The following is a 20,868-nucleotide window of genomic DNA, read 5'->3' on the forward strand; positions in this document are numbered from 1 at the left end:
GATTCCTCCTAGATGATATAGAAGACGCTGGGTTCGGTGCCAGCGCCAGGGCTGCGGCGGATGGTGAACCGCTCACGCAGAACCTGACGCACCTCGGAGTTGGGGTCGCTGAGGTCGCCGAAGAACATGGCGCCTTCGCTCGCTTCCACACAGGCCGGAAGCTTGCCCACTGCCAGCCGTTCGACGCAGAAGTTGCACTTCTCGACGACGCCGCGCATGCGGGTGGGGTACTCCTTGTTGAGGTTGTTCAGGTCCAGGTGGTCGCGGGGCTCGCCCCAGTTGAAGGACCGGGAACCGTAGGGACAGCCGGCCATGCAGTAGCGGCAGCCGATGCAGCGGTGGTAGTCCATGTCCACGATGCCGTCGGGCCGCTTGTAGGTCGCCTTGGTGGGGCAGACGCGCACGCACGGCGGGTTTTTGCAGTGGTTGCACAGCAGCGCGTACTGGCGGATGTGGACATCCTCGCTCAGGTACGGGTTTTCCTGGTCGATGAAGGTCTGGTCGTAGGGGGCGGGCCACAGCCACTTCACTTCCTGCTTGCCCGCAATGGTGGGCACGTTGTGGATGGCGTGGCAAACCTTGCCCAGGGCCTCGATGGCTTCCTTGGTGTTGAGCTTGGTCGTGTCAATGACCATGCCCCAGTGCTTGGCGGTGAGGGCCGTCCGGTCCGCCTTGACCGGGGAGCCGCCAACGCTGGAAGCCATGGCCTTGGGGGCCAGGGCCAGTCCTGCCGCGGCGATGCCGGCAAGTTTGATGAAGGATCTTCTGTTGTTCTTCATTACTTCAAACCCTCCGGCTGAATGTGGCAATCCCAGCAGTAGGGGGAGACGCCCGCATCCGTGTGACACTTGTCGCAGAAGTCCGCCTTGGAGACGTGGCACTTCATGCAGGTGTTCTGCAGGCTGATGGTGAACTCCTTGCCAGCGTGGTTGGTGTAGACGCGTTTGCCGTCGCGCAGCGCCCAGTCGCGCCAGTCGTTGAGCAGCTGCATGTGCTGCTCGCGCATGAACGCCTTGGACTCGACGCACTCCTTTTCATTGGCGGGCATCTTGAGCTCTGGCTGCTTGTAGGTCTTGGTCACGGCCATGCCCACCACAAACGGGGCGCACAGCGCACCGATGAAGATAATCAGGCCGACTATGATCGGGAATCCGTAGTGCATTTTCATTTATGCCTCCTCGTCCTCGAAGCCGGGGAGCGGCTCCTGGCGCAGATCCATGGTCCGTGTCTCGCCTTCCTCGAAGACAAGGGCGTTGGCCACCAGCTCGTGCGTGCCCGTGATCTGAACGCCGGGTGCCCAGTAGTCGGCCAGGGGGATCAGGGTGGCGCGGTCGATGGCGCAGATGCAGGCCATGGTGTTCACGCCGTGCTTGTCCTGGACGTACTTGAGGGCGTTGCCGCGGGGCAGGCCGCCGCGCAGGCGGATCTCAAGGATTTCCTCGGTGTTGAGGCCCGAGCCGCCAGCGCAGCAGAAGGTCTGCTCACGGGTGGTGCCTTCGGGCATCTCGAAGAAGTTGTTGCATACGGCCTTGAGCACGTAGCGCGGCTCGTCCAGCAGGCCCATGCCCCGGGCGGGGTTGCAGGAATCGTGGAAGGTGACGCGCAGGTGGTCGTTGCGGCTGGGGTCAAGCCTGAGTTTGCCGTGCTTGATGAGGTCCGCGGTGAACTCGGCGATGTGCAGCATCTTGGTGGCCGCCGCGGTGTCGAACACGGTGCCGGTGATGGGCGACCTGGGCGTGGTCATCTGTGCGCCCTGGGTGTCGCCGTTCATGGTGTCCATATACTGGTGCACCACGCGCCACATGTGGCCGCACTCGCCGCCGAGTATCCATTTGCAGCCGAGGCGGTTGGCCTCGTGGTACATCTTGGCGTTGAGCTTCTTCATGACCTCGTTGTTGGTGAACGAGCCGAAGTTGCCGCCCTCGGAGGCGTAGGTGGACAGGGTGTAGTCAAGGTCAAGGTAGTCGAACAGCATCAGGTAGCCCATGAAGGTGTAGATGCCGGGGTCGGCGAACACGTCGCCGGACGGGGTGATGAACAGGATTTCGTGGCCGTGCTCGTTGAGCGGGGCCTTGACCCTGCGGCCCGTGATCTCCTCGATGTCATCCACCATGAAGTCCACGATGTCCTTGAAGGCGTGGGGCTGGATGCCGAGATGGTTGCCGGTGATGTTGCAGTTGGTGACCGGCTCCATGATCCAGTTGGTGTTCAGGCCGACCAGGTGCATCAGCTCGCGGGCCATCATGGTCATCTCCGCGGTGTCGATGCCGTAGGGGCAGTACAGGGAGCAGCGGCGGCACTGGGTACACTGGTAGAAGTAGATGAACCACTCCTTGAGCACATCCTCTTCCATGACCCGCGAGCCCGTGAGCTTGGACAGGATCTTGCCCGCCAGGGTGAACTCGCCCCGGTAGACGGAGCGCATCAGCTCGGCGCGCAGCACCGGCATGTTCTTGGGATCGCCGGAACCGATGAAGAAGTGACACTTGTCAGCGCAGGCGCCGCAGCGCACACAGATGTCCATGAACAGCTTGAGGGTGCGGAACTTCCCAAGGCGTTCGCGGAATCCGTTGACCACGGTCTCCTTCCAGTTGGCGGGCAGTTTCCAGTCTGCGTCGCCCGGGGACCATTGCCGGGGGGTGCCCCACAGGCCGGGGAGCTTCTCGTTGATGTACTCGATCTTCTCGGGCTTTGCGGGGTAGCACCAGTTGCCCGGCGAGAAGTCCACCGGGGTCTCCATCCATCCAGTGAGGGGTGGAGTGTAGTCTATGCTCTTGAAGAGCTCTTCTGCTTTGGGCATTTTGGACATATTTCTTCTCTCCTAATAAGAAGTCTCACCTGATGGGCGAACCCTAGGCCTTTTCCTGAGCCTCGGCATTCTCCGGATTGTCCAGAGGCAGGCCGGCCTCGGCCATGGCCGGTCCGAAGTGCTTCTCGTAGTCGGCGTAGGAGTGGGCCTTGATGTTGGGGTCGTTCCAGGGGTTCACATGGTGCTTCGCGCGCGTGTCATTGGGCATGTTCCTGGTCGGCGACAGGAAGACGCCGGGCAGGTGCATCAGCTTGCTGAAGGGGAAGTAGGCCATGAGCACGCTGACCAGGAAGACGTGGATGAAGAAGGAGACATCGACGGCTTCCGGGATGTGGTAGTTGAAGGTCACAAGGCCCATGGTCAGCTCCTTGATGGCCATGACATCGACTTTGGCGAAGTAGCGCATGTAGACGCCCGACAGGGCGACTGCCAGAATCAGGAAGAGCGGGAAGTAATCGGAAGCGTAGGAGATGTAGTTGATCCTGGGGCTGGCGAGCCTTCTTCCGAGCAGCAGGAGCACGCCGGCCACCAGGCCGAGGTCGGCCAGATACATGGTGGGCGCGCCGATCTGCAGGATGCCGTCCACGAACTCAAGCCCGTTGACAAAGAACGGGACCGGTTCGAGGAACAGGCGCAGGTGCCTCAGCGCGACAATGAAAAAGGAGTAGTGGAAGGTGATGGCGAAAAGCCAGAGCCATTTGCTCGACTTGTAGGCCACCACAGGGCCGCCCTTGGTCTCGTGGAGAGATGCCGAGGTGTTGCGGAACAGGGAGCGGAAGGCGAAGACTTCGAGGACCATGCGCACAAAGGTCTGGGCGCCGGTCTGGGGACAGTCGTACTTGTTCTGTTTGAACAGTACGGGGTCGAAGGATTTGAACTGCCCGCCGGTTGTGGGGATGCGGAACGGCACTGCGCTCCGGCCCCAGTTGACGACTTTATAGATAAAGCCGAGAAGGAAGATGATGAAAGCCGTTGTCGGGATGCAGACACCGAAGAATATCTTCATGTGCGCCGCATCAACCCCGAACAGCGGGATCAGCACCAGGAGAAAGACGAAAAGAAGTGAGTAAAGAGCATTCATCTACCGTCACCTCGCTTGAAGGTTGGACCAGCCGGGACTTTCCCGGTTGGTCTGCCACTTTCGGTTCGCGCCTGCGGCGTCGCGGTGATGGAGAGAGATGTCCTGCCCTGTGCGGATGAGCGGCAAGGCCGCGTGCGCGGACCAGACCTGCCCCTACGCAGTGAACCACAACTCCCCCTGAAACCTACCACAACCCCGTGACCCGCCCTGATCGACCGATTACTCGGTCGTAACGTCCACAATCATCCCGGCCTTTCTGAGCAGGCTGCTCTGGGCGCGTTTCACTTCATCCACGCGCAGCCGGTAAATGGTCTCGCGACCCTTTGCATAGATGTCAAAAGACATCATGGCCAGGTTGTCCACCTTGGCCTCGAACCTGAGCAGCTCGTCGAGAGTGCCGCTCGCCTGCATGGTCTTGAAGAACTCGTCGCGCAGGAGCTTCTTCAGCAGAAAGACAAAACTGATGGCCTGGGAGGGCGAAAAATCCTGCACCGACCGGATGCGGATGAGAGTATCCAGGCTGGCCGCTATCTTTTCCGCGTCCTTCCAGTCGAGCATGTGGTCGAACAGTTCCCGGGTCGCCTCGACGATGGCGGCCCCCACCGGGTTCTGGAATCGATCCTTCTGCCGGCCCCAGATCTTCTGGGTTTCCTTGGGATAGGACTGGAGAACCAGATCCGCCCATTTCTCCGACAGTTCGGCCCTGCGCGCGGCCAGCTCGTTTTCAAAGTTCATCTATGATCTCTTCAAAGCCAATGAAATCAGGAGCATCCCTGGACGCGGCCATCCGGGGAGCACTCATTTTCACAAGCCGGGCTTGAGTACGTTGTGAAAAAGGTCACTTAAAGCTCAGAATCATATTCCAAACCCCTTGGCAAACGTCAAGGTTTTTTCCAGGAAAACCCGGCTTGTGAGGTTTGGAGACGGCTCCGGGGCCGGGGGAGGCGCTGGCGTCGTAACCAGCTGTCGCAGCTGGCGTTTCTCTCGTCTGACTGTGGGTTAGTTGGATTCAACCCGGTTGCGGCCCATGCGCTTGGCCTTGTACATGGCTTCGTCGGCCCGGTTGATGGCGTCATCAATGAGGCGTTCGCTCTTTCTGGTTTCGGTCAGGCCGATGCTGACCGTGAACATGACTTCGATATCACGCAGCCGGACCTTGAGCGCGCCGAGTTCGCGTCTCAGCCTGTCGGCCACGAGCACGCCGCCGGCCAGGTCGGTTTCGGGCAGCACGGCGGCGAACTCCTCGCCGCCCAGGCGGCCAAAGATGTCGGTGTCGCGCAGGGTGGTCCGGACCAGGGCCGAGAGCGCCTTGAGCACCGCATCGCCGGTCTGGTGGCCATGGGTGTCGTTGATGGACTTGAAGTAGTCTATGTCGAGCATGAGCACTGCCAGGCTGTGGCCGTAACGCATGGCTCGCCGCAGTTCCAGCTCGGCCAGCCTGAAGAATTCGTGGCGGTTGGCCGCTCCGGTCAGGCTGTCGGTGGTGGCCAGCCGCTTCATCTCGCGCTCAAGCCGCACCCGCTCGGTGATGTCGTGGATGACCGAGTAGAGCAGCTGGTTGCCCTGGACCATGATCGGGCCGGAGTAGACCTCCACATCGCGGATGTCGCCGTCGGCCAGCCGGTGCCGGTGGATGAAATAGGATCGTTTTTCGCGCCTGGAGTCCACCATTTCCTTGAAGATGGCGGTTTCGTCCTGGGCGTTGATGTCCGAGAAAGGCATGGAGCGCAGCGTGTCCGCCGGGTAGCCGTAGAAATGGACTGCCGCCGGGTTGGCGTCCACGATGCGCCCTGTCCTGGGGTCCATCAGCAGCATGATGGAGTGGTTGTTCTCGAACAGGGCGCGGTACTGCTTTTCGCGCTCGCGCAGCAGCCTGTCGGCCTCGATGCGCTGGGTGATGTCGCGGAAGGTGCCCTCCTTGGCCACGGCCCGGCCCGTTTCGTCGCGCACCAGATGGGCGCTGGCTTCGACGGTTATTCTGGATCCGTCCTTGTGTTTGGCCGTTAGCTGGTGCCCCCTGGCCGCTCCCGTGGCGTCCAGGGCCATGACGAACCGGGCGCGCTCGTTGTCGTCGGCATAGAGCGAGGCCATGCTCTGGCCCACCAGCTCGGATTCGGCATAGCCCAGGTGGGCGCAGGTGGCCGGGTTGACCATCTGGATGACGCCGTTCATGTCGGTGACGATGTAGCCGTCCTCAATGGTTTCGAAAATGCGCCGGAATTTTTCCTCGCTCTGCCTGAGCTTTTGCTCGGCCCATTTGCGGCTGCTGATGTCGCGCACCACGCTGACTGTCCCGAGCAGCGTGCCGTCGTCGCAGGTGATGCGCGACACCGAGTGCTCGGTGGGGAAGATGTCGCCATCCTTGCGGCGCATGGTGAACTCGAAGTTGGCCTGCACGCCCGCTTCGAAGGCCGCTTTCTTGCGCTGTTCGAATTCCAGGAAGTTCTCGTGGCTGGCGTGCAGGAGCTCCACGGATGCGCCGGCCAGCTCCTCGTCGGTCATCTGGAACATGGCCCTGGCCGCCGGGTTGGCGTCGAGGATGCGGGCGTCGGGCGTGAGGATGAAGACCGCCTCGCCCAGGGCCACGAAGGTGTTGCGCAGCCACAGTTCCTTTTGGCTCAGTGCCTGCTCGGCGGCGCGCTGCTCGGTGATGTCCGTGCCCGAGGAGAGAACTCCGGCTGGCGCGCCTGACTCGTCGGTCAGCAGTTGGTTCTTCCAGGTAATGAGCCTGTGATCGCCCGATCTGGTGGTGACGTAATTGGTGTGTTCGGCGTCTGTGTCGGCGTCGCCGGAGAACATGCAGTAGAGATAGTCCCTGCTCTCGTCGCGTTGCTCGTCCGGGATGATCAGGTCGATCCAATCCTGTCCGAGCAGTTCCGACTCCTTGTAGCCCAGGGTGGTGCATCCCGCGCGGTTGATGAGGGATATGCGCCCGGCGGTGTCCAGGGCCACGACGATGGAGCCGACGATGTCCAGGTAGTGGGTGGCCCGTTCATGCTCCCTGGCCAGTTGTCGCTCCATGTCCATGCGTCCGGTGATGTCCTCCAGACTGACGATGGAATGGCTGAATTTGCCGGACACGTCGTCCATGTGCGAGACGGCCACGCTGAAGTGGCGCATCCCGTCTGCGGTCTCGCCCGAGGCGTCGAATCGGCATGCCCGCTGGCCCGGCTCAAGCGGGCAGAGCCGCCCCAGCTCGCTGGCCAGCCAGGGCAGCCGGTCGCGCAGCGAGATGCCGGTTCCGACAAAGTCAGGCGTGCCGTGGGCGCGGGCCTGGCCGTAGTAGACCTGCCCCGGTTCCTGAGCCAAGCCGATGAGCCGGGCGGCGGCAAGGTTCATGATGCTGGCGTTGAGGTCGTGGTCGAGCAGAAAAACCGGGGTGTCCAGGCTCTCGAACAGGGTCAGGAACATGTTCTTTTCGGTGGTCAGGTCGCGGTTGCGCGTCTGAAGCTCGGCCAGATGCTCAGCCTCATCGCCCGCCTCGACCCAGTCCACGGACAGGGCGATGGCGACCCTGTCGAAGAACAGCTCGGTGAAGGCCCGGCAGGGGGATATCCATTCCGGATCGATCGCGCCTTGGGCCTTCTCGTCGATCAGGGCGAGGTAGGCGCGGCGGTAGTACTTGAACAGGCCGAGGAACATGGCCAGGGTGATGCCGCGCGCCCGGTGCTTGCGCGACTGCTCCACGGCAAAGGCCGAGGCCGGGTCGTCGCGGAAGGTGTCGTCGGGCGTGAACTCCGGCCCGTCCAGGCCGTGACGCTCCACGGCCCGGACCAGGGCCTCGGTCAGCCCGGCCACGGAAATCCGCCACGCCTCAAGGAGCGTGCTGGTATACGCGGTGTATCCCTGCCGCTTGGCGTGGTCGAGGATGCGCTGCATGAGCCAGTCCTCGTGGGAGGTGAAGAATCGCGTGATCTGTTCCATTGCGTCCCTGCGGGCATGGGCCTGATTGTCTCTGGATTATACAGGAAAAACAGGCTGAGGTGAACTGCAAAGATGAGATTCTTCGCTGTCTCGGCCAGCCTGGGCTTTGCAATGCACATATTGTGGGCCGAAGTGTGCAAGAATTTGCCATTTTTGCACAGGTGTTGCCGGGTACTGCCAGCCAGCCAGCGGGAATGACTGGCAATCCGCCGTGGCACGCCCGGTGCATGACAGAGACGGCCCAGGTGGATGGGCCTGGCGTATTTTCATACCATGGTGGTATGGAATCAATGTGATTCAGGGGATCTGCATGCTCAGGAAAACACTGTTTGGCGTGGCCGCAACCGCCTGTCTCCTGGCCGTTTTGGCGTCCGCCCCGGCCCACGCCCTGTTCGGCTTTGGCGGGAAGTTTCAAAGGGTGGAGCCGAGGGACGGGGTGGTGACCATTCCCGTGTCCGAGGTGGTCGACGGCGATGCCCATTATTACATCCTCAAGCGCGACGGGTTCGAGGTGAAGTTCTTTCTCCTCAAAAGCCCGGACGGGGTGATTAGGGCCGCCTTTGACGCCTGCGATGTCTGTTTTCGCGAGAAAAAGGGCTATGTGCAGGACGGAGAGTTCATGGTCTGCGTCAACTGCAGCCAGCGGTTTCACGCCTCGCGCATCAACGAGGTCAAAGGCGGGTGCAACCCCTCGCCACTGGAGCGCGAGGCCGGGCCTGACGTGGTCACCATCCGCGAACGCGACATCATGGCCGGGCGCGGGTATTTCTAGATGAATATCCTCGTCATCCCCCTGCGCAACCTGCGCATGAAGTGGGTCCGGACCCTGCTCCTGATCCTTGTCTTCACCCTGGGCGTGACCTCCATCGTGGCCCTCAACCTCGTCTCGGGCGTGGTGGGCGAGTCACTGGAGAAAAAGCTGGTGGCCTACGGGGCCAACATCCTGGTCATGCCCCACACCGAGAAACTGACGGTCAGCTACGGCGGCTTTTCCATGGGCGACATGATGCTCGGCGTCAGTGACATGGACGAGTCGGACGTTGTGGCGCGCATCGAAAGCATCGGCCACCGGGACCGCCTCTCGGTCGTCGCACCCAAGCTGGTGTCCATGACCAGGGTGGACGGCACGGCTGTGGGCGTCGTCGGCGTGCGCTGGGACCGCGAACTGGTCCTCAAGGGTTACTGGGCCGTGGACGGCGCGTTCCCCGTTCAGGACAACGGCGTGGTGGTGGGCGCGCGGGCCGCAACGCGCCTTGGTCTGGCTCCGGGCGACTCTGTCCGGGTTGGAACCGGGGCGGCGGTGGTCTCCGGCGTGCTGCGGCCCACGGGCGGGGACGACGACTCGGTCATCTTCGCGGGCATGGATTTTGCCCAGGCCGTTCTGGCCCGTCCGGGCCGGGCGGATTATGTCGAGGTGGCGGCCCTGTGCGCCGGGTGTCCCATCGAGGATATCGTCCTCCAGCTCCGCGAGACCCTGCCCGACACCGATGTCCAGGCCCTGCAATCCGTGGTCAGGCAGCGCATGTATTCCGTGGAGTTCGTGCAGCGGCTCATCCTCACGGTCAGTCTGGTCATCCTGCTCATCGCCTGCGCCATGGTGGGGGCCACCATGCTCTCCAGCGTCAACGAGCGCATCCGCGAGATCGGCCTGCTGCGTTCCCTGGGATTCTCCCGGCCCGGCATCTTCTCCATCTTCTGCTTCGAGGCCGTGGCCCTGGGCGCGGCAGCCGGATGCCTCGGCTACCTGGGCGGTTACGCCCTGAGCCTGCGCGTCATCGGCGTGCTGGACATCACCGAGGGGGCCACCCTGGCCTTCAGCGCGGCGGGTCTGGCCCTGACCTGCCTGCTCATCGTGGCCGTGTCGGTCCTGTCCGCATTCTTTCCGGCCTGGAAGGCGTCGTCCGTGGAGCCGTCCGAGGCCCTCATCTCGCTGTAGGAGGCGCGCATGCTCGAAGCCAGAAACATCGTCAAGACCTTTCACTCCCAGGGCGTGGAGAGTCGGGCCCTGGACCGGGCGCACCTCTCGGTCGAACCCGGTGAGTTCGTGTCCATCGTGGGCCGCTCCGGGTCGGGCAAGACCACCTTTCTCAACGTCCTGTCCACGCTGTTGACCCCGGACGCGGGCCAGCTGCTCTACCGGGGCGAGGATGTCACCGGGTTTTCAGCCGCGCGGCTCAACCGGCTGCGTCGGCAGGACTTTGCGGTGGTCTTTCAGTTCCACTACCTGCTGCCCTGCCTCTCGGCCCGCGAGAACGTGCTCCTGCCCTATCTCAACTCCCTGAAGCCGGTGCCTGCCGAGGTCCGCAAGCGGGCCGACGCCTGTCTCGACCGGGTGGGACTGGGCGGCAAGGAAGCCAAGCTGCCCGGCCATCTTTCGGGCGGCGAGCAACAGCGCGTGGCCATTGCCCGCGCCCTGGTCAAGCAATCCGCCGTGCTCTTTGCCGACGAGCCCACGGGCAACCTGGACCGGGCCACGGGCGAGTCGGTCATGGACCTCCTGGCCGACCTCAGGCGCGACGGCCTGTCCATCGTCATGGTCACCCACGACCCGGAATACGCCGCCCGCGCCGACCGCATGGTCCACATGGCCGACGGGACCGTGGTCTGATCAGCGGCTCGGCGTTGCCGGGTCAATCGGCCCGCACCTTGGGCAGCTCCTCCCAGACTGTGGTGTAGCGGGGCGAGCGCATCTCGCGGCGCATGCGCCAGGGCGCGTCTTTTGAGCCGGAAGCGGCAAAGGTGACGGTGTCGCGGCCCCAGCGGGCGTTGAGGGCGTCCACGGCGCGCATGAGCGGGGCGTGGCGCGGGGTGTCGTCGGGCGGCAGGTCGAGCAAGCTGAGCCAGCGGCCATTGGCCGGCTCCAGGCCGGAGAGCATGACCCCGCATTTTTTGTAGTCGAACCCTTCTTTGTAGATGCGCGTCAGCCCGGCCTGGGCCGCCCGGATCAGGGCAGGGGTGTGGGCCGTGGCCACGGGCAGGGGCACGGCCTGGCTGGCCGAATACTGGGGCAGGCCGGGCCGGAAGGGATTGGTCTGGAGGAAGACGAGCACATGGGAGGCCACCGCCCCCTGGCTGCGCAGCCGCTCCGCCGCCCGGACCGTGTACTGGGCCGAGGCCTCCAGCAGTTCGTCCAGACTCGACACCGGGTGGCCGAAGGAGCGCGAGGAAACAATGGTCTTGCGGTCCGCCGGGCCTTCGGAAAACCCCAGGCAGGGCTGGCCGCGCAGTTCGAGCAGGGTGTGCAGCCCGGTCACGGTCATCTTCTTGCGCACCCAGCTCTGGTCCAGGTCGCGGAAGGCGAGGGCGTCGTTCACGCCGAGCTTCCTGAGCCGGGCGGCGTGGCGCGGGCCAATGCCCCAGACATCGCCTATGTCGGTATGGCGGAGCACCCGGTCCGGGTCCGGGCTTGCGGCGTGGTCAAAGACCCCTTGCAGCCGGGCGTGGCGCTTGGCCAGGCGGTTGGCCAGCTTGGCCAGGGTCTTGGTCGGCCCGATGCCGATGGAGACCGGGATGGAGGTCCAGCGCTCCACCGTGGCCTTGAACCGCCTGGCAAAGGCGGACGCGCCGCCGGGCACGCCGGTCAGGTCGGCAAAGGCCTCGTCGATGGAGTAGACGGCCACCTCGGGACAGAACCGGGCGATTACGCGCATGACCCGGGCCGACATGTCGCCATAGAGGGCGTAGTTGGACGAGAAGACCGCCACCCCGTGGCGGCGCAGCAGGGCCCGCCATTTGAAAAAGGGCGCGCCCATGGGGATGCCCAGCCCCTTGGCCTCTGCCGAGCGGGCGATGACGCAGCCGTCGTTGTTGGAGAGCACGACCACGGGGTGTCCGCGCAGCCCAGGCCTGAAGACCCGCTCGCAGGAGGCGTAGAAATTGTTGCAGTCGATGAGCGCGTAGCTTCGCGGCATGGGTTCCCTTGGCGGTGCGTGCGGACCCGGTCCGCAGCCTCACAGCTTGTGCAGGACGTGGCGGACCACGCCCCAGATCTCGAAATCCGTGTCCGGGGTGATGGGCGTCGGGGCGTAGTCCGGGTTTTCCGGGGCCAGCTCCAGCCCGCCGGCGGTGCGTTGCAGCCGCTTGACCGTGAACCCGCCGTCGATGCAGGCGATGACCACGTTGCCGGGGTTTGGCGTGACCGACCTGTCCACCACCAGGATGTCGCCGTGGTGGATGGACGCGCCGGTCATGGAATCCCCGGCCACGCGCACGAAGAACGTGGCCTCGGGCCGTGGCGCGAGATACTCGTTCAGGTCCAGGGTCTTCTCGATGTAATCCTCGGCAGGCGAGGGAAACCCGGCAGGCACGGCCTCCCCGGCCAGGGGGAGCGGACGCGCCGCGCTGCGCCGGATGCGGAAAAAGGATGTTACCGCATTCGAGTCCGGAACGCTCAGCTTCTTGATCTGTGAACAATGGACCATGAAACACCTCTCCTTTGTCAATTTATACAAAACACAACTGCCGCAAAAGCAGATTTATGTCAATATTCATAAAACACTTTGTGCCAGATCGAGGGAATGGTTGGCAGCTATTGCGGAGTCGGATAAAGTGACGCATCATAGAGAGAGGGGAAGGTATTCATGTCGGCGAAGGCGGTTTCGCATAGTTGTTTTGATTCCTTGTGCCGGGCGGCGGACGCCGTTCCGGGCTTGAGGGTGGATTTTGCCCAGCTTGAAGGGGGTCCGTGCGGGATCGAGGTGTTCTCGGTCCGGCACGCCCCCTTTCGTTTTACCCAATGGCGCGTGGAAAAGAGCGCTCACCATCTGGGGGTGGCCCCGCTTGGCCGGGTCGGCCTGGCCCTGCACGCCGAGCCGAACCTGACCTTGAATTCCCACGGCGAGTTGTTCGGCGACGATGTTATTTTCCTGACCCCCGGCGGCAGCACCATCGACAGCGTTTCCTTTGCGCAGACCAATCTTTTCGGCCTGTCCGTCGAGGAGGGGGCCTTTGCCGCCATGCTCGGCGCAACGGGCTGTCCGCTGGCGGTTCCGAGCCAGGGCCAGGTCCGGCTGCTGACCCCGTCGCGCGAGGCTCTGGTCCGGCTGCGCGACACCCTGTGGCGTACGCGCGAGGCGGCCCTGACCGGGCGTTGCAGCCAAGCCGAATGGGACTCGGTGGGCGCGAGCCTTGCCGCCTGTCTGACCACCCTCGGCGATGCGGGCCGGATGCCCCGGGAGTCGGCGCGTCGGCGCATTGTCCGGCAGAGCCTTGGCTACATCAACGACAACCTGGCCTCGCCGGTGAAACTTGGCGACATCTGCCGCAAGGTGGGCGTCAGCGAGCGGACCCTGATCTACGCCTTCAAGCAGCACCTGGGCCTCACGCCCAAGGCCTATGTGAACATCTGCCGCCTGAACATGGTCCGCAGGGAGATGGAGTGTGGCCGGGTGGCCTCCATCACCGATGCCGCCACCCGCTGGGGGTTCTGGCACATGGGCCAGTTTTCGGCGGACTACAAGCGGTTCTTCGGCGAGCTCCCCTCGCAGACCCTGTCCCGGTCCCGCGGCAGAGGGGCTCGGCCAGACAGCGCCCTGCGGGACTGACCACTTTTCGCATCCTGTCCCCCAACACGTTCAGCCCGTTGCCCTGGCCGTTCACGCCAGCTGTGTGCGGCCACAGGCCGACAGCGGAATGGTGCCGATCACGCCCACCAGCCCGCGTCCGGCTTGTGGCCGCGCACCGTACCCCCTTGACGCAGGCGGGCAAAGAGAGGATATGGTATCCTGAGAAACCCGCAAAATCTGCACCACAGGAGTGAACCCATGAAACGCATTGCGCTGCTTTCGGCCCTGCTCATCACCTTTGTCCTGACCGCGACCATTGCCGCCGCCCAGACCCCGGAACTCCGCGGCACCTGGCGCGGCGCCTCGTTCATCATCGACGCCTCGGGTTTTCGCGAGGCCAAGTGCACCTACGTCATCAACGCCCAGGAGGGCCAGCTCTTCTCCGGCTACAAGCTCTGGTTCGACGCCAAGAAGGTGGTGCAAAAGGAGACCTTCACCGGCATCTTCGGCGACGACGGCAACCTCTACTTTGCCGAGCACGATGACGGCTACACCTTTGGCCAGCGCACCAGCAAGCAGACCATGAGCCTCTACTATCTGGAGCACGGCGCCCTGAACAAGTCGATCCTCTACAAGCTTGAGCGCGTCCACTACGTCACCGGTTTCGTGGAGATCGACAGGGACGGCGACAGGCTGCTGGTCCACGCCGAAATCTCCACCCACTATCCCCTGGACGCCGAGCGGATCATGGCCGAGGCCGACGCCGACAAGGACGGCAAGCTGACCGAGGCGGAATGGGAAGCCTGGAAAAAGGCCAACAACTTCAACTAACCGCGTCCGCATGACCCGCGTCCCGGCGTCATGCGCCCTGGATGAAAAAAACGCCCGGCCAATCATGGCCGGGCGTTTCCCGTGTGGTGGTGTGTTGTCGGTTAGTAGTGGATGTCTTCCTTGGCCATGGGGGTTGCGAAGGTCTTGTAGGCCCAGAACTGGTAGCCGATGATCACCGGCAGGAAGACCAGGACCACGCCGAGCATGATGCCCAGGGTGAGCGGGCTGGAGGCCGAGTTCATGATGGTCAGGCTGTTGCCCGGATTGGGATTGGACGGGATGATGGCCGGGAAGATGCCGGCCACGCCGAACAGGGCCGTGCCGCCGATGTAGAGGCAGGACGAGCCCCAGGCCATCCACCACTTGCCCGCGCCCATGTAGGCGCGCATCAGCACCAGGCCGGCCACGGGCAGGGCCAGGATCACGAAGAGCACGGGGTAGAGGAAGTAGTTGCTGAAGAGCTGGGTCTCCACGGCGGAGTAGGCCAGGAAGAGCACGGTCAGGACCACCTGGATCGGCCACAGCTTGACGGCCAGCCCTTCGGCCCGCGCGCGCAGGTCGCCCGTGGCCCGGATGCACAGCCACAGCGCGCCGTGCATCACGAAGATGATCACGAAGAGGACGCCTCCGGCCAGGCCGTAGGGGTTAAGCAGGCCGAACAGCCCGGCCTGGCTGAACCCGGTCTCGTCCAGGGGCAGCCCCCGGAAGATGTTGGCAAAGGCCACGCCCAGCAGCAGGGCGGGCAGGAAGCTGCCCACCGCGTGGCAGGTGTCCCACAGCTTGCGCCAGGAGGCGCTCTCGACCTTGGAGCGGAATTCGAAGGACACCCCGCGCACGATGAGCGCGAAGAGCAGCAGCATGAGCGCGGTATACAGCCCGCTGAACATCTGGGCATAGGCATACGGGAAGGCGGCAAAGGTCACGCCGCCTGCGGTGATGAGCCAGACCTCGTTGCCGTCCCAGAAGGGGCCGGTGGAGTTGAGCATGGCCCGTTTCTCGTCTTCGTTTTTGGCCATGAAGGGGAGCAGGGTGCCCACTCCCAGGTCAAATCCGTCCAGGATGAAGTAGACGGCCCACAGCACTCCCCACAGGACGAACCAGATGACCGCCAGATAGTAGTGCATTGTCCCGGTTTCCATGAATGTATCCATCATTGCAGCATCTCCTTGCAGTCTTGTGCGTTACCCGGCCTGAATCTGGATGGGCGTGTGGTCTTCCGGTCCCTTCTTGGCCAGACGGATCATCAGCCAGATGCCTGCCGCGCCGAGCAGCGTGTACAGGATGCTCATCAGGATGAGCGAGAAGGCGACCGTGCCGGTGGTGACCGGCGAGACTGCATCGGAGGTGCGCATCAGTCCGTAGACGATCCATGGCTGGCGACCGACCTCGGCCAGCACCCAGCCCGCCTGGATGGCGATATAGGGCATGGGGATGAACCAGGGGAGTATCTTCAGGTAGAGCGGGAAGTCGTTGAGCCTGTTGCGCATGATCCATCCGAACAGGGCCAGGATGGGCATGATGGTGCCGATGCCGACCATGATCCGGAAGCCGAGGAAGGTCAGGACGACGGGCGGGCGGTCTTCCTTGGGAAAGTCGTTGAGCCCTTTCACCTCGGCGTTGACGTCATTGTAGGCCAGGAAGCTCAGGGCGCCGGGGATGGGCAGGGCCTCCACCAGATTGCCGTCCTCGCCCGGGATGACCAGCAGGTTGAGCGGCGCGTTGCGCTGCGTTTCCCAGTGGGATTCCATGGCCGCCAGCTTGGCGGGTTGGACCTGGGACATGTGGTTGCCGTGGAAGTGGCCCTCCACCGCGGTGACCACGGAGAAGATCAGGGCCACGGCTGCGCCTATGGCGAATGACTTCTGGAAGAACTCCACATGGCTCTCGCGAATGAGGTGCCACGCGGCAACGCCCATGATGAAGAAGCCGCCCAGACACAGGGCTGCCGGGATGACGTGGAAGAACTCATACCAGCCGAAGGGGTTGGTTATCACTGCGAAGAAATCGGTCAGCTCGGCCCGGCCATTGCGGATGACGTAGCCGGTCGGGGCCTGCATGAAGCCGTTGGCGAGGAGAATCCAGATGGCCGAGAGATTGGAGGCTCCGGCGATGAGCCAGGCCACGATGGCGTGGGCTTTGGGCGAGAGCTTGTCCCAGCCGAAGTGCCACACGCCGACAAAGGTGGATTCGAGGAAGAAGGCCGCCGTGGCCTCGATGGCCAGCAGCGAGCCGAAAATGTCGCCAACATAGGCCGAGTAGCGCGACCAGTTGGTGCCGAACTGAAACTCCAGGGTGATACCGGTGACCACGCCGAGCGCGAAGTTGACCAGAAAGATCTTGCCCCAGAATTTGGCCATCTTCTGGTACGTCTTGTTGCCCGTGCGCACATAGGCGGTCTCCATGCAGGCGATGAGCACCGAGAGCCCGAGCGTCAGCGGAACAAAAAGAAAATGAAACATGGTTGCCGCCGCGAATTGCAGCCGCGAAAGCATCAGCACATCCATACAAACCCCCTTGTGGATACTGCCAGCAAAAACCGAACTATTCTAACTATCCAACATGAGCGGGACGGTATACCTGTCATGGCCGCAAATCAAGAATAATAACTAACATTATCACAAAAAAACTCACTCCTTGCGCATGGCGGCAGGCTGGCCCGTGGATTCAAGCACTGCGCGCCAGTAGTTGGAGTCGGTGATGATCCGTTTCTTGCCCCTGGTCACGAGGTCGATGGGGATGTGGACGTAGCGCCCGTTCCAGCGCGAGATGACCACATTGGTGCGGCCTGACATGGCGGCATGGACCGCATTGATGCCCAGGAACGAGCAGTAGATGCGGTCATTGGCGTTGGCAGGGACCGAGCGGATGATGTAGCTCGGATCGATGTATTTGAGGGTGACGTCGATGTTCTGGGCTGCGAAGTGGGCGGTGATCTCGCGCTTGAGCAGCACGGCTATGTCCCCCAGTGCGGTGTTGTCCGAGGCGTCGGTCCTGCTGGTCGCGTCGAGCAGATCCTGGCCCGCGCCCTCGGCCACCACGATGACCGCGTTGTTGCGCCGTTTCATGCGGGTTTCAAGGGCGGCCAGGAATCCGTGTTCGCCATGCAGGTCAAAGGGGGCTTCCGGGACGAGCACGAAGTTGACCTCCTGGCAGGCCAGGGCGCACTGGGCCGCGATGAAGCCCGCGTGGCGGCCCATGACCTTGACCATGCCGATGCCCCAGGGCGCGCCCGTGGCCTCCACATGCGCGCCCTTGATGGCGATGGTGGCGGTCTGCACCGCGGTGTCGAAGCCAAAGGAGGGCGAGGCGAAATTGATGTCGTTGTCGATGGTCTTGGGCAGGCCGACCACGGCGATGGAGAGGCGGCGCTTGGTGATCTCCCGGATCACGGCGCTGGCCGCGCGCATGGTGCCGTCCCCGCCGATCATGAACAGGATGGAGACGTTCATGCGCTCAAGCGCGTCCACAATGGCCTCCGGGTCCTGCGGCCCGCGCGAGCTGCCCAGGGCGGTGCCGCCGAATTCGTGGATGCGGCTGACATAGGCCGGGGTCAGTTCCACCACATCATACCCCTGCTCCGGGATGAACCCGGCCAGTCCGTAGCGGATGCCGAGCACCGAGGGCACGCGGTACTCGTGGCAGGCGGTCATGACAATGGCCCGGATGACATCATTGAGGCCGGGGCACAGGCCGCCGCAGGTGACCACCGCGCACTTGGTCTTGCTGGTGTCGTAATAGACCTTGCTCCGCGGCCCGGCAGGCTCGAAATAGGCGCGCCCGCACTTCTTGCCCTTGCCGGGCTTTTCCACTTTGCCGCGCGAGATGTGGACGAGCACGGCCTCGTCTTCGTCCACGAACCGGCCAAGGCTGATTGGGTTGCGGATCTTGGCCTCGCCCACGGTGTCTACGACGGTTTCAGCGGGGTTGACGATTTCTTCCGGGCAGGTTTTCATCTGGTGCGACCTCGGGCTTGATGTGTTGAGCTATGACTCGCATTGTTATATGGATTTTCAGCGAGGGGCAAATTTTAATTGATGACCGTGCATCCCTTGGGGAGAGGATATGGGCAAACTGAATGCGCCGCCCTGGGCGGGCATGGCGGACATGGAGGTCCGGACCACCGGCGGCCACGGGGTTGCGGCCCGCTGCTGGTCGCCCGTGGCGGACGTGATGGAGCGCGCCGACGGGTTCGTCATCACGGTCGAGCTGCCGGGAATGACCCTTGACGACGTGGCCGTGGAGCTTCGCGGGAGCGACTTGTGGGTCTACGGGACCACGCCGGCGGACGGCTGCGGCGCGGTGGTCCGACATCACGCGGTGGAGCGGCCCAGAGGGCCTTTCGCCCGGCGGTTCGCCCTGGCCGGCCTTCTGGTCTGTTCCGAGGTCGGTCCGGGTTCCGGCCAGGCCACCGGGCAGAACGTCAGCGCCGTGCTCAAGGATGGCCTGCTCACCGTGACCCTGAAAAAGGTCCGGCCCGTGCGCCGGTCCATCCGCATCGACTGACCCGTGCCCGGCGCGAGCAGCCAGACAGAGGCCGGTCCGGCGAATCCCGTGGCCCATCCAGCATCTTGCCTCCCGGTCTTCCGGCGGGTAAGGTCCGGGCGGGGGATCACGATGATGAAACCGTTTTTGCTCGGCGCGCTGCTCTGCGTCATCCTGGGGTTTTCCCCGGCGCTGGCCGGGGCGGACCCGCTTCCCATCGCCTTCGAGGATTATCCTCCCTACGAATATGAGGAAAACGGACAGGCCAGGGGGATCAACATCGAGCTCATCCGCGAGGCATTCCGGCGCATGGGCATGACGCCCGTCTTCGAGCTGCGGCCCTGGAAGCGCGCCCTGCTGGAGCTTCGGACCGGCGACATCCTGGCCCTGTCCTCGGGCTTCAAGACCCCGGAGCGCGAGGCGTTCGCCTGTTTTCCGCCCGAGCCGCTGGCCGAGGAGGTCAATGTCATCGCCGTTCCGCAGGAGAGCGCGCTTCGGATCACCTCCCTGGACGACCTGCGCGGACTGTCCGTGGGCGTGGTGCGCGACTACACCTACGGGCCGGAGTTCGACTCCCTGCGCTCCTTCCGCCGGATCGAGGCCAACACCAGCCAGCAGCTGCTCGACATGCTTCTCAACGGGCGCATGGATGCGGCCCTGGGCAACCGGGCCGTGTTCGAGCATCAGATCCGCAAGATGGGCCAGGTCGGCCAGCTCCGATATGTATATGAAATAGGCCGGGGGCCGCTCTATCTCTTTTTTTCCCGAGCCAGAGGAAACAGGGAGGCCGAGGCCCTGGCCCGCGATTTCGGCCAAGCGGTCCGGGCCATGCGCGACGACGGCACCTTTGACGCCATCCAGGGGAAATATTGAGGTTCATCCGGCTCAAGAGTACTTTTGACAAAATGAAAGGACATGGCGTCCAACCGATGGAAGTACCACCAACCATCGGGAGGAAGAACCACCATGTCCACGAGTTTGATGTATCACGCCTTCGGTCTGACCGGCTTCGACTATGTTCGGCAGTCGTTTGTGGCCGGGAACATTATCTTTGATGTCCGGCCCAAGCCGAAACTGGTCAGATGTCCGGAATGTAAAAGCCAAGAGGTCGTTCGACGTGGGTCATTTGAGAGGTGGCTCAGGACCGTTCCCATCGGCTTCAAACCTGTTTGGCTGTGTGTGGAGGCTCCGCGAGTAGAATGTCGGAAGTGTGGCTGTGTTCGACGAATCGACCTGAAGATTGCCGAGCCGAGGCGTTGGTACACAAGGGCTTTTGAGCGATTCGCATTGGCACTCACCAAGATGATGACCATGCTTGATGCATCTGCCTTACTCGGTATCGGGTGGGACGGAATCAAGTCCATCTTTAAACGTCACCTCCAGCGTCGTTTCGGCAATCCGTCTCTGTCCGGCCTCAAGTATATCGCCATCGATGAAATCAGCGTCCGCAAAGGGCACAAATATTTGACCCTAGTTATGGACCTTGAAAGTGGCGCAATCGTATTTGTGGGAGACGGCAAGGGCGCGGAGGCACTGGATCCATTCTGGAAGCGGCTGAAGCGTTCAAGCGCAATGGTTCAAGCGGTCGCTACAGATCTGAGTATAGCATACATCAGCGCAGTTATGACCCACCTTCCAGGTGTCCCACTGGTGTTCGATCATTTCCACGTGGTGAAGCTCATGAACGACAAACTGACAGAGATTCGACGCAAGATTTTCCAGGAGTTGGAAAACATGCCAGGGCGGGAAGTTCTCAAAGGAAGTCGCTGGATTCTATTGAAAAATCCAGAAAATCTGAATAAGAAACGCAATGAACCGGAACGATTGAAAGAAGCTCTGCGATTCAATGAGCCATTGGCCACGGCCTATTATATGAAGGAAGATCTGCGGCAAATTTGGAGTCAATCGGACAAAGCAAAAGCCTTTGTTTTCCTGGACGACTGGATTGCCCGTGCAACTACGTCAGGGATCGGCCCACTGGTGAAGATGGGCAATACCATGGTAAAATTCAGGTTCGGCATTCTGGCTTGGTATGATCATCCCATTTCGTCAAGCCCGATGGAAGGCTCCAATAACAAGATCAAAACCATGAAACGGCAGGCCTACGGCTACCGGGACAAGGAGTTCTTTAAACTCAGAATCATGGGCATCCATGAGTCCCGGTTTATCCTGACGGGGTGATTTATGATGTTTGTTTCTTTTTGTGGAGTTTTTTATCCCCTAGAGGTATGGTATTC

At 62.8% G+C, this 20,868-nt stretch carries 19 protein-coding genes; 8 read left to right on the top strand and 11 right to left on the bottom strand.

Annotation, left to right across the window (positions count from 1 at the left end):
* Positions 1-8: 8 nt before the first annotated feature.
* From dsrO to DAES_RS01850, 6 genes are all read right to left on the bottom strand, one after another.
* Positions 9-779, bottom strand: coding sequence for a sulfate reduction electron transfer complex DsrMKJOP subunit DsrO (gene dsrO / locus DAES_RS01825; protein ID WP_013513330.1), 771 nt, complete (start codon positions 777-779; stop codon positions 9-11).
* A complete protein-coding gene (gene dsrJ / locus DAES_RS01830; RefSeq protein WP_013513331.1) occupies positions 779-1,168 on the bottom strand; it encodes a sulfate reduction electron transfer complex DsrMKJOP subunit DsrJ in 390 nt (129 codons plus the stop codon). The genes dsrO and dsrJ overlap by 1 nt, the downstream gene beginning before the upstream one ends.
* Entirely contained in the window at positions 1,169-2,809 is a 1,641-nt protein-coding gene (gene dsrK / locus DAES_RS01835; RefSeq protein WP_013513332.1) for a sulfate reduction electron transfer complex DsrMKJOP subunit DsrK, read from the bottom strand. It abuts the gene before it with no gap.
* Positions 2,810-2,852: 43 nt separating this feature from the next.
* Complete coding sequence (gene dsrM / locus DAES_RS01840; RefSeq protein WP_013513333.1) at positions 2,853-3,890, bottom strand: sulfate reduction electron transfer complex DsrMKJOP subunit DsrM; 1,038 nt, start codon at positions 3,888-3,890, stop codon at positions 2,853-2,855.
* Between the two features lie 219 nt (positions 3,891-4,109).
* On the bottom strand, positions 4,110-4,625 hold the full coding sequence (locus DAES_RS01845; RefSeq protein ID WP_013513334.1) for an RsbRD N-terminal domain-containing protein: 516 nt from the start codon (positions 4,623-4,625) through the stop codon (positions 4,110-4,112).
* Positions 4,626-4,889: 264 nt separating this feature from the next.
* A complete protein-coding gene (locus DAES_RS01850; RefSeq protein ID WP_013513335.1) occupies positions 4,890-7,814 on the bottom strand; it encodes a sensor domain-containing diguanylate cyclase in 2,925 nt (974 codons plus the stop codon).
* A 310-nt stretch (positions 7,815-8,124) separates the two neighbouring features.
* Between DAES_RS01850 and DAES_RS01855 the strand changes: the two genes are divergently transcribed.
* Genes DAES_RS01855 through DAES_RS01865 form a run of 3 tightly spaced genes read left to right on the top strand, consistent with a single transcriptional unit; the run spans position 8,125 to position 10,422 of the window.
* Positions 8,125-8,586: a DUF2318 domain-containing protein gene (locus DAES_RS01855; RefSeq protein WP_013513336.1), complete on the top strand. Its 462-nt coding sequence runs from the start codon at positions 8,125-8,127 to the stop codon at positions 8,584-8,586.
* A complete protein-coding gene (locus DAES_RS01860) occupies positions 8,587-9,750 on the top strand; it encodes an ABC transporter permease (RefSeq protein ID WP_013513337.1) in 1,164 nt (387 codons plus the stop codon). It begins immediately after the preceding gene.
* Positions 9,751-9,759: 9 nt separating this feature from the next.
* Positions 9,760-10,422 (top strand): ABC transporter ATP-binding protein, encoded by a 663-nt coding sequence (locus DAES_RS01865; RefSeq protein WP_013513338.1) that lies wholly within the window; start codon positions 9,760-9,762, stop codon positions 10,420-10,422.
* A 22-nt stretch (positions 10,423-10,444) separates the two neighbouring features.
* Here DAES_RS01865 and DAES_RS01870 read toward each other — a convergent pair whose 3' ends face one another.
* Positions 10,445-11,725, bottom strand: coding sequence for a Y-family DNA polymerase (locus DAES_RS01870; RefSeq protein ID WP_013513339.1), 1,281 nt, complete (start codon positions 11,723-11,725; stop codon positions 10,445-10,447).
* A gap of 39 nt (positions 11,726-11,764) precedes the next feature.
* Positions 11,765-12,235 carry a LexA family protein gene (locus tag DAES_RS01875; protein ID WP_013513340.1) on the bottom strand — a complete coding sequence of 157 codons (471 nt, stop codon included), beginning with the start codon at positions 12,233-12,235 and terminating at the stop codon, positions 11,765-11,767.
* A gap of 321 nt (positions 12,236-12,556) precedes the next feature.
* Here DAES_RS01875 and DAES_RS16795 point away from each other — a divergent pair, with 321 nt between their 5' ends.
* The gene (locus tag DAES_RS16795) at positions 12,557-13,357 is read left to right on the top strand and encodes a helix-turn-helix domain-containing protein (RefSeq protein WP_157864780.1); all 801 of its coding nucleotides are present in this window, start codon (positions 12,557-12,559) and stop codon (positions 13,355-13,357) included.
* Positions 13,358-13,576: 219 nt separating this feature from the next.
* Positions 13,577-14,149: an EF-hand domain-containing protein gene (locus DAES_RS01885; protein ID WP_013513342.1), complete on the top strand. Its 573-nt coding sequence runs from the start codon at positions 13,577-13,579 to the stop codon at positions 14,147-14,149.
* A gap of 101 nt (positions 14,150-14,250) precedes the next feature.
* Here the strand turns inward: DAES_RS01885 and cydB are convergent, their stop codons facing one another.
* From cydB to DAES_RS01900, 3 genes are all read right to left on the bottom strand, one after another.
* Positions 14,251-15,300 carry a cytochrome d ubiquinol oxidase subunit II gene (gene cydB, locus DAES_RS01890; RefSeq protein WP_083808684.1) on the bottom strand — a complete coding sequence of 350 codons (1,050 nt, stop codon included), beginning with the start codon at positions 15,298-15,300 and terminating at the stop codon, positions 14,251-14,253.
* A gap of 30 nt (positions 15,301-15,330) precedes the next feature.
* Complete coding sequence (locus tag DAES_RS01895) at positions 15,331-16,653, bottom strand: cytochrome ubiquinol oxidase subunit I (RefSeq protein ID WP_013513344.1); 1,323 nt, start codon at positions 16,651-16,653, stop codon at positions 15,331-15,333.
* A gap of 123 nt (positions 16,654-16,776) precedes the next feature.
* A complete protein-coding gene (locus DAES_RS01900) occupies positions 16,777-18,102 on the bottom strand; it encodes an ATP-dependent 6-phosphofructokinase (protein WP_013513345.1) in 1,326 nt (441 codons plus the stop codon).
* Positions 18,103-18,211: 109 nt separating this feature from the next.
* Here DAES_RS01900 and DAES_RS01905 point away from each other — a divergent pair, with 109 nt between their 5' ends.
* The 3 genes from DAES_RS01905 to DAES_RS01915 all read left to right on the top strand — a co-directional run bounded on the left by DAES_RS01905 (position 18,212) and on the right by DAES_RS01915 (position 20,812).
* Positions 18,212-18,652, top strand: coding sequence for an Hsp20/alpha crystallin family protein (locus DAES_RS01905; RefSeq protein WP_013513346.1), 441 nt, complete (start codon positions 18,212-18,214; stop codon positions 18,650-18,652).
* Between the two features lie 111 nt (positions 18,653-18,763).
* The gene (locus DAES_RS01910; RefSeq protein WP_013513347.1) at positions 18,764-19,504 is read left to right on the top strand and encodes a substrate-binding periplasmic protein; all 741 of its coding nucleotides are present in this window, start codon (positions 18,764-18,766) and stop codon (positions 19,502-19,504) included.
* A 93-nt stretch (positions 19,505-19,597) separates the two neighbouring features.
* Entirely contained in the window at positions 19,598-20,812 is a 1,215-nt protein-coding gene (locus DAES_RS01915) for an ISL3 family transposase (protein ID WP_013513348.1), read from the top strand.
* Positions 20,813-20,868: the final 56 nt, after the last annotated feature.

Source organism: Pseudodesulfovibrio aespoeensis Aspo-2, assembly GCF_000176915.2.
GTDB lineage: Bacteria > Desulfobacterota > Desulfovibrionia > Desulfovibrionales > Desulfovibrionaceae > Pseudodesulfovibrio > Pseudodesulfovibrio aespoeensis.

Bases quoted from the DNA above. Each gene is read 5' to 3' on its own strand.
- dsrO (WP_013513330.1), bottom strand. From the start codon at position 779: ATGAAGAACAACAGAAGATCCTTCATCAAACTTGCCGGCATCGCCGCG.
- dsrJ (WP_013513331.1), bottom strand. From the start codon at position 1,168: ATGAAAATGCACTACGGATTCCCGATCATAGTCGGCCTGATTATCTTC.
- dsrK (WP_013513332.1), bottom strand. From the start codon at position 2,809: ATGTCCAAAATGCCCAAAGCAGAAGAGCTCTTCAAGAGCATAGACTAC.
- dsrM (WP_013513333.1), bottom strand. From the start codon at position 3,890: ATGAATGCTCTTTACTCACTTCTTTTCGTCTTTCTCCTGGTGCTGATC.
- DAES_RS01845 (WP_013513334.1), bottom strand. From the start codon at position 4,625: ATGAACTTTGAAAACGAGCTGGCCGCGCGCAGGGCCGAACTGTCGGAG.
- DAES_RS01850 (WP_013513335.1), bottom strand. From the start codon at position 7,814: ATGGAACAGATCACGCGATTCTTCACCTCCCACGAGGACTGGCTCATG.
- DAES_RS01855 (WP_013513336.1), top strand. From the start codon at position 8,125: ATGCTCAGGAAAACACTGTTTGGCGTGGCCGCAACCGCCTGTCTCCTG.
- DAES_RS01860 (WP_013513337.1), top strand. From the start codon at position 8,587: ATGAATATCCTCGTCATCCCCCTGCGCAACCTGCGCATGAAGTGGGTC.
- DAES_RS01865 (WP_013513338.1), top strand. From the start codon at position 9,760: ATGCTCGAAGCCAGAAACATCGTCAAGACCTTTCACTCCCAGGGCGTG.
- DAES_RS01870 (WP_013513339.1), bottom strand. From the start codon at position 11,725: ATGCCGCGAAGCTACGCGCTCATCGACTGCAACAATTTCTACGCCTCC.
- DAES_RS01875 (WP_013513340.1), bottom strand. From the start codon at position 12,235: ATGGTCCATTGTTCACAGATCAAGAAGCTGAGCGTTCCGGACTCGAAT.
- DAES_RS01885 (WP_013513342.1), top strand. From the start codon at position 13,577: ATGAAACGCATTGCGCTGCTTTCGGCCCTGCTCATCACCTTTGTCCTG.
- cydB (WP_083808684.1), bottom strand. From the start codon at position 15,300: ATGGATACATTCATGGAAACCGGGACAATGCACTACTATCTGGCGGTC.
- DAES_RS01895 (WP_013513344.1), bottom strand. From the start codon at position 16,653: ATGGATGTGCTGATGCTTTCGCGGCTGCAATTCGCGGCGGCAACCATG.
- DAES_RS01900 (WP_013513345.1), bottom strand. From the start codon at position 18,102: ATGAAAACCTGCCCGGAAGAAATCGTCAACCCCGCTGAAACCGTCGTA.
- DAES_RS01905 (WP_013513346.1), top strand. From the start codon at position 18,212: ATGGGCAAACTGAATGCGCCGCCCTGGGCGGGCATGGCGGACATGGAG.
- DAES_RS01910 (WP_013513347.1), top strand. From the start codon at position 18,764: ATGATGAAACCGTTTTTGCTCGGCGCGCTGCTCTGCGTCATCCTGGGG.
- DAES_RS01915 (WP_013513348.1), top strand. From the start codon at position 19,598: ATGTCCACGAGTTTGATGTATCACGCCTTCGGTCTGACCGGCTTCGAC.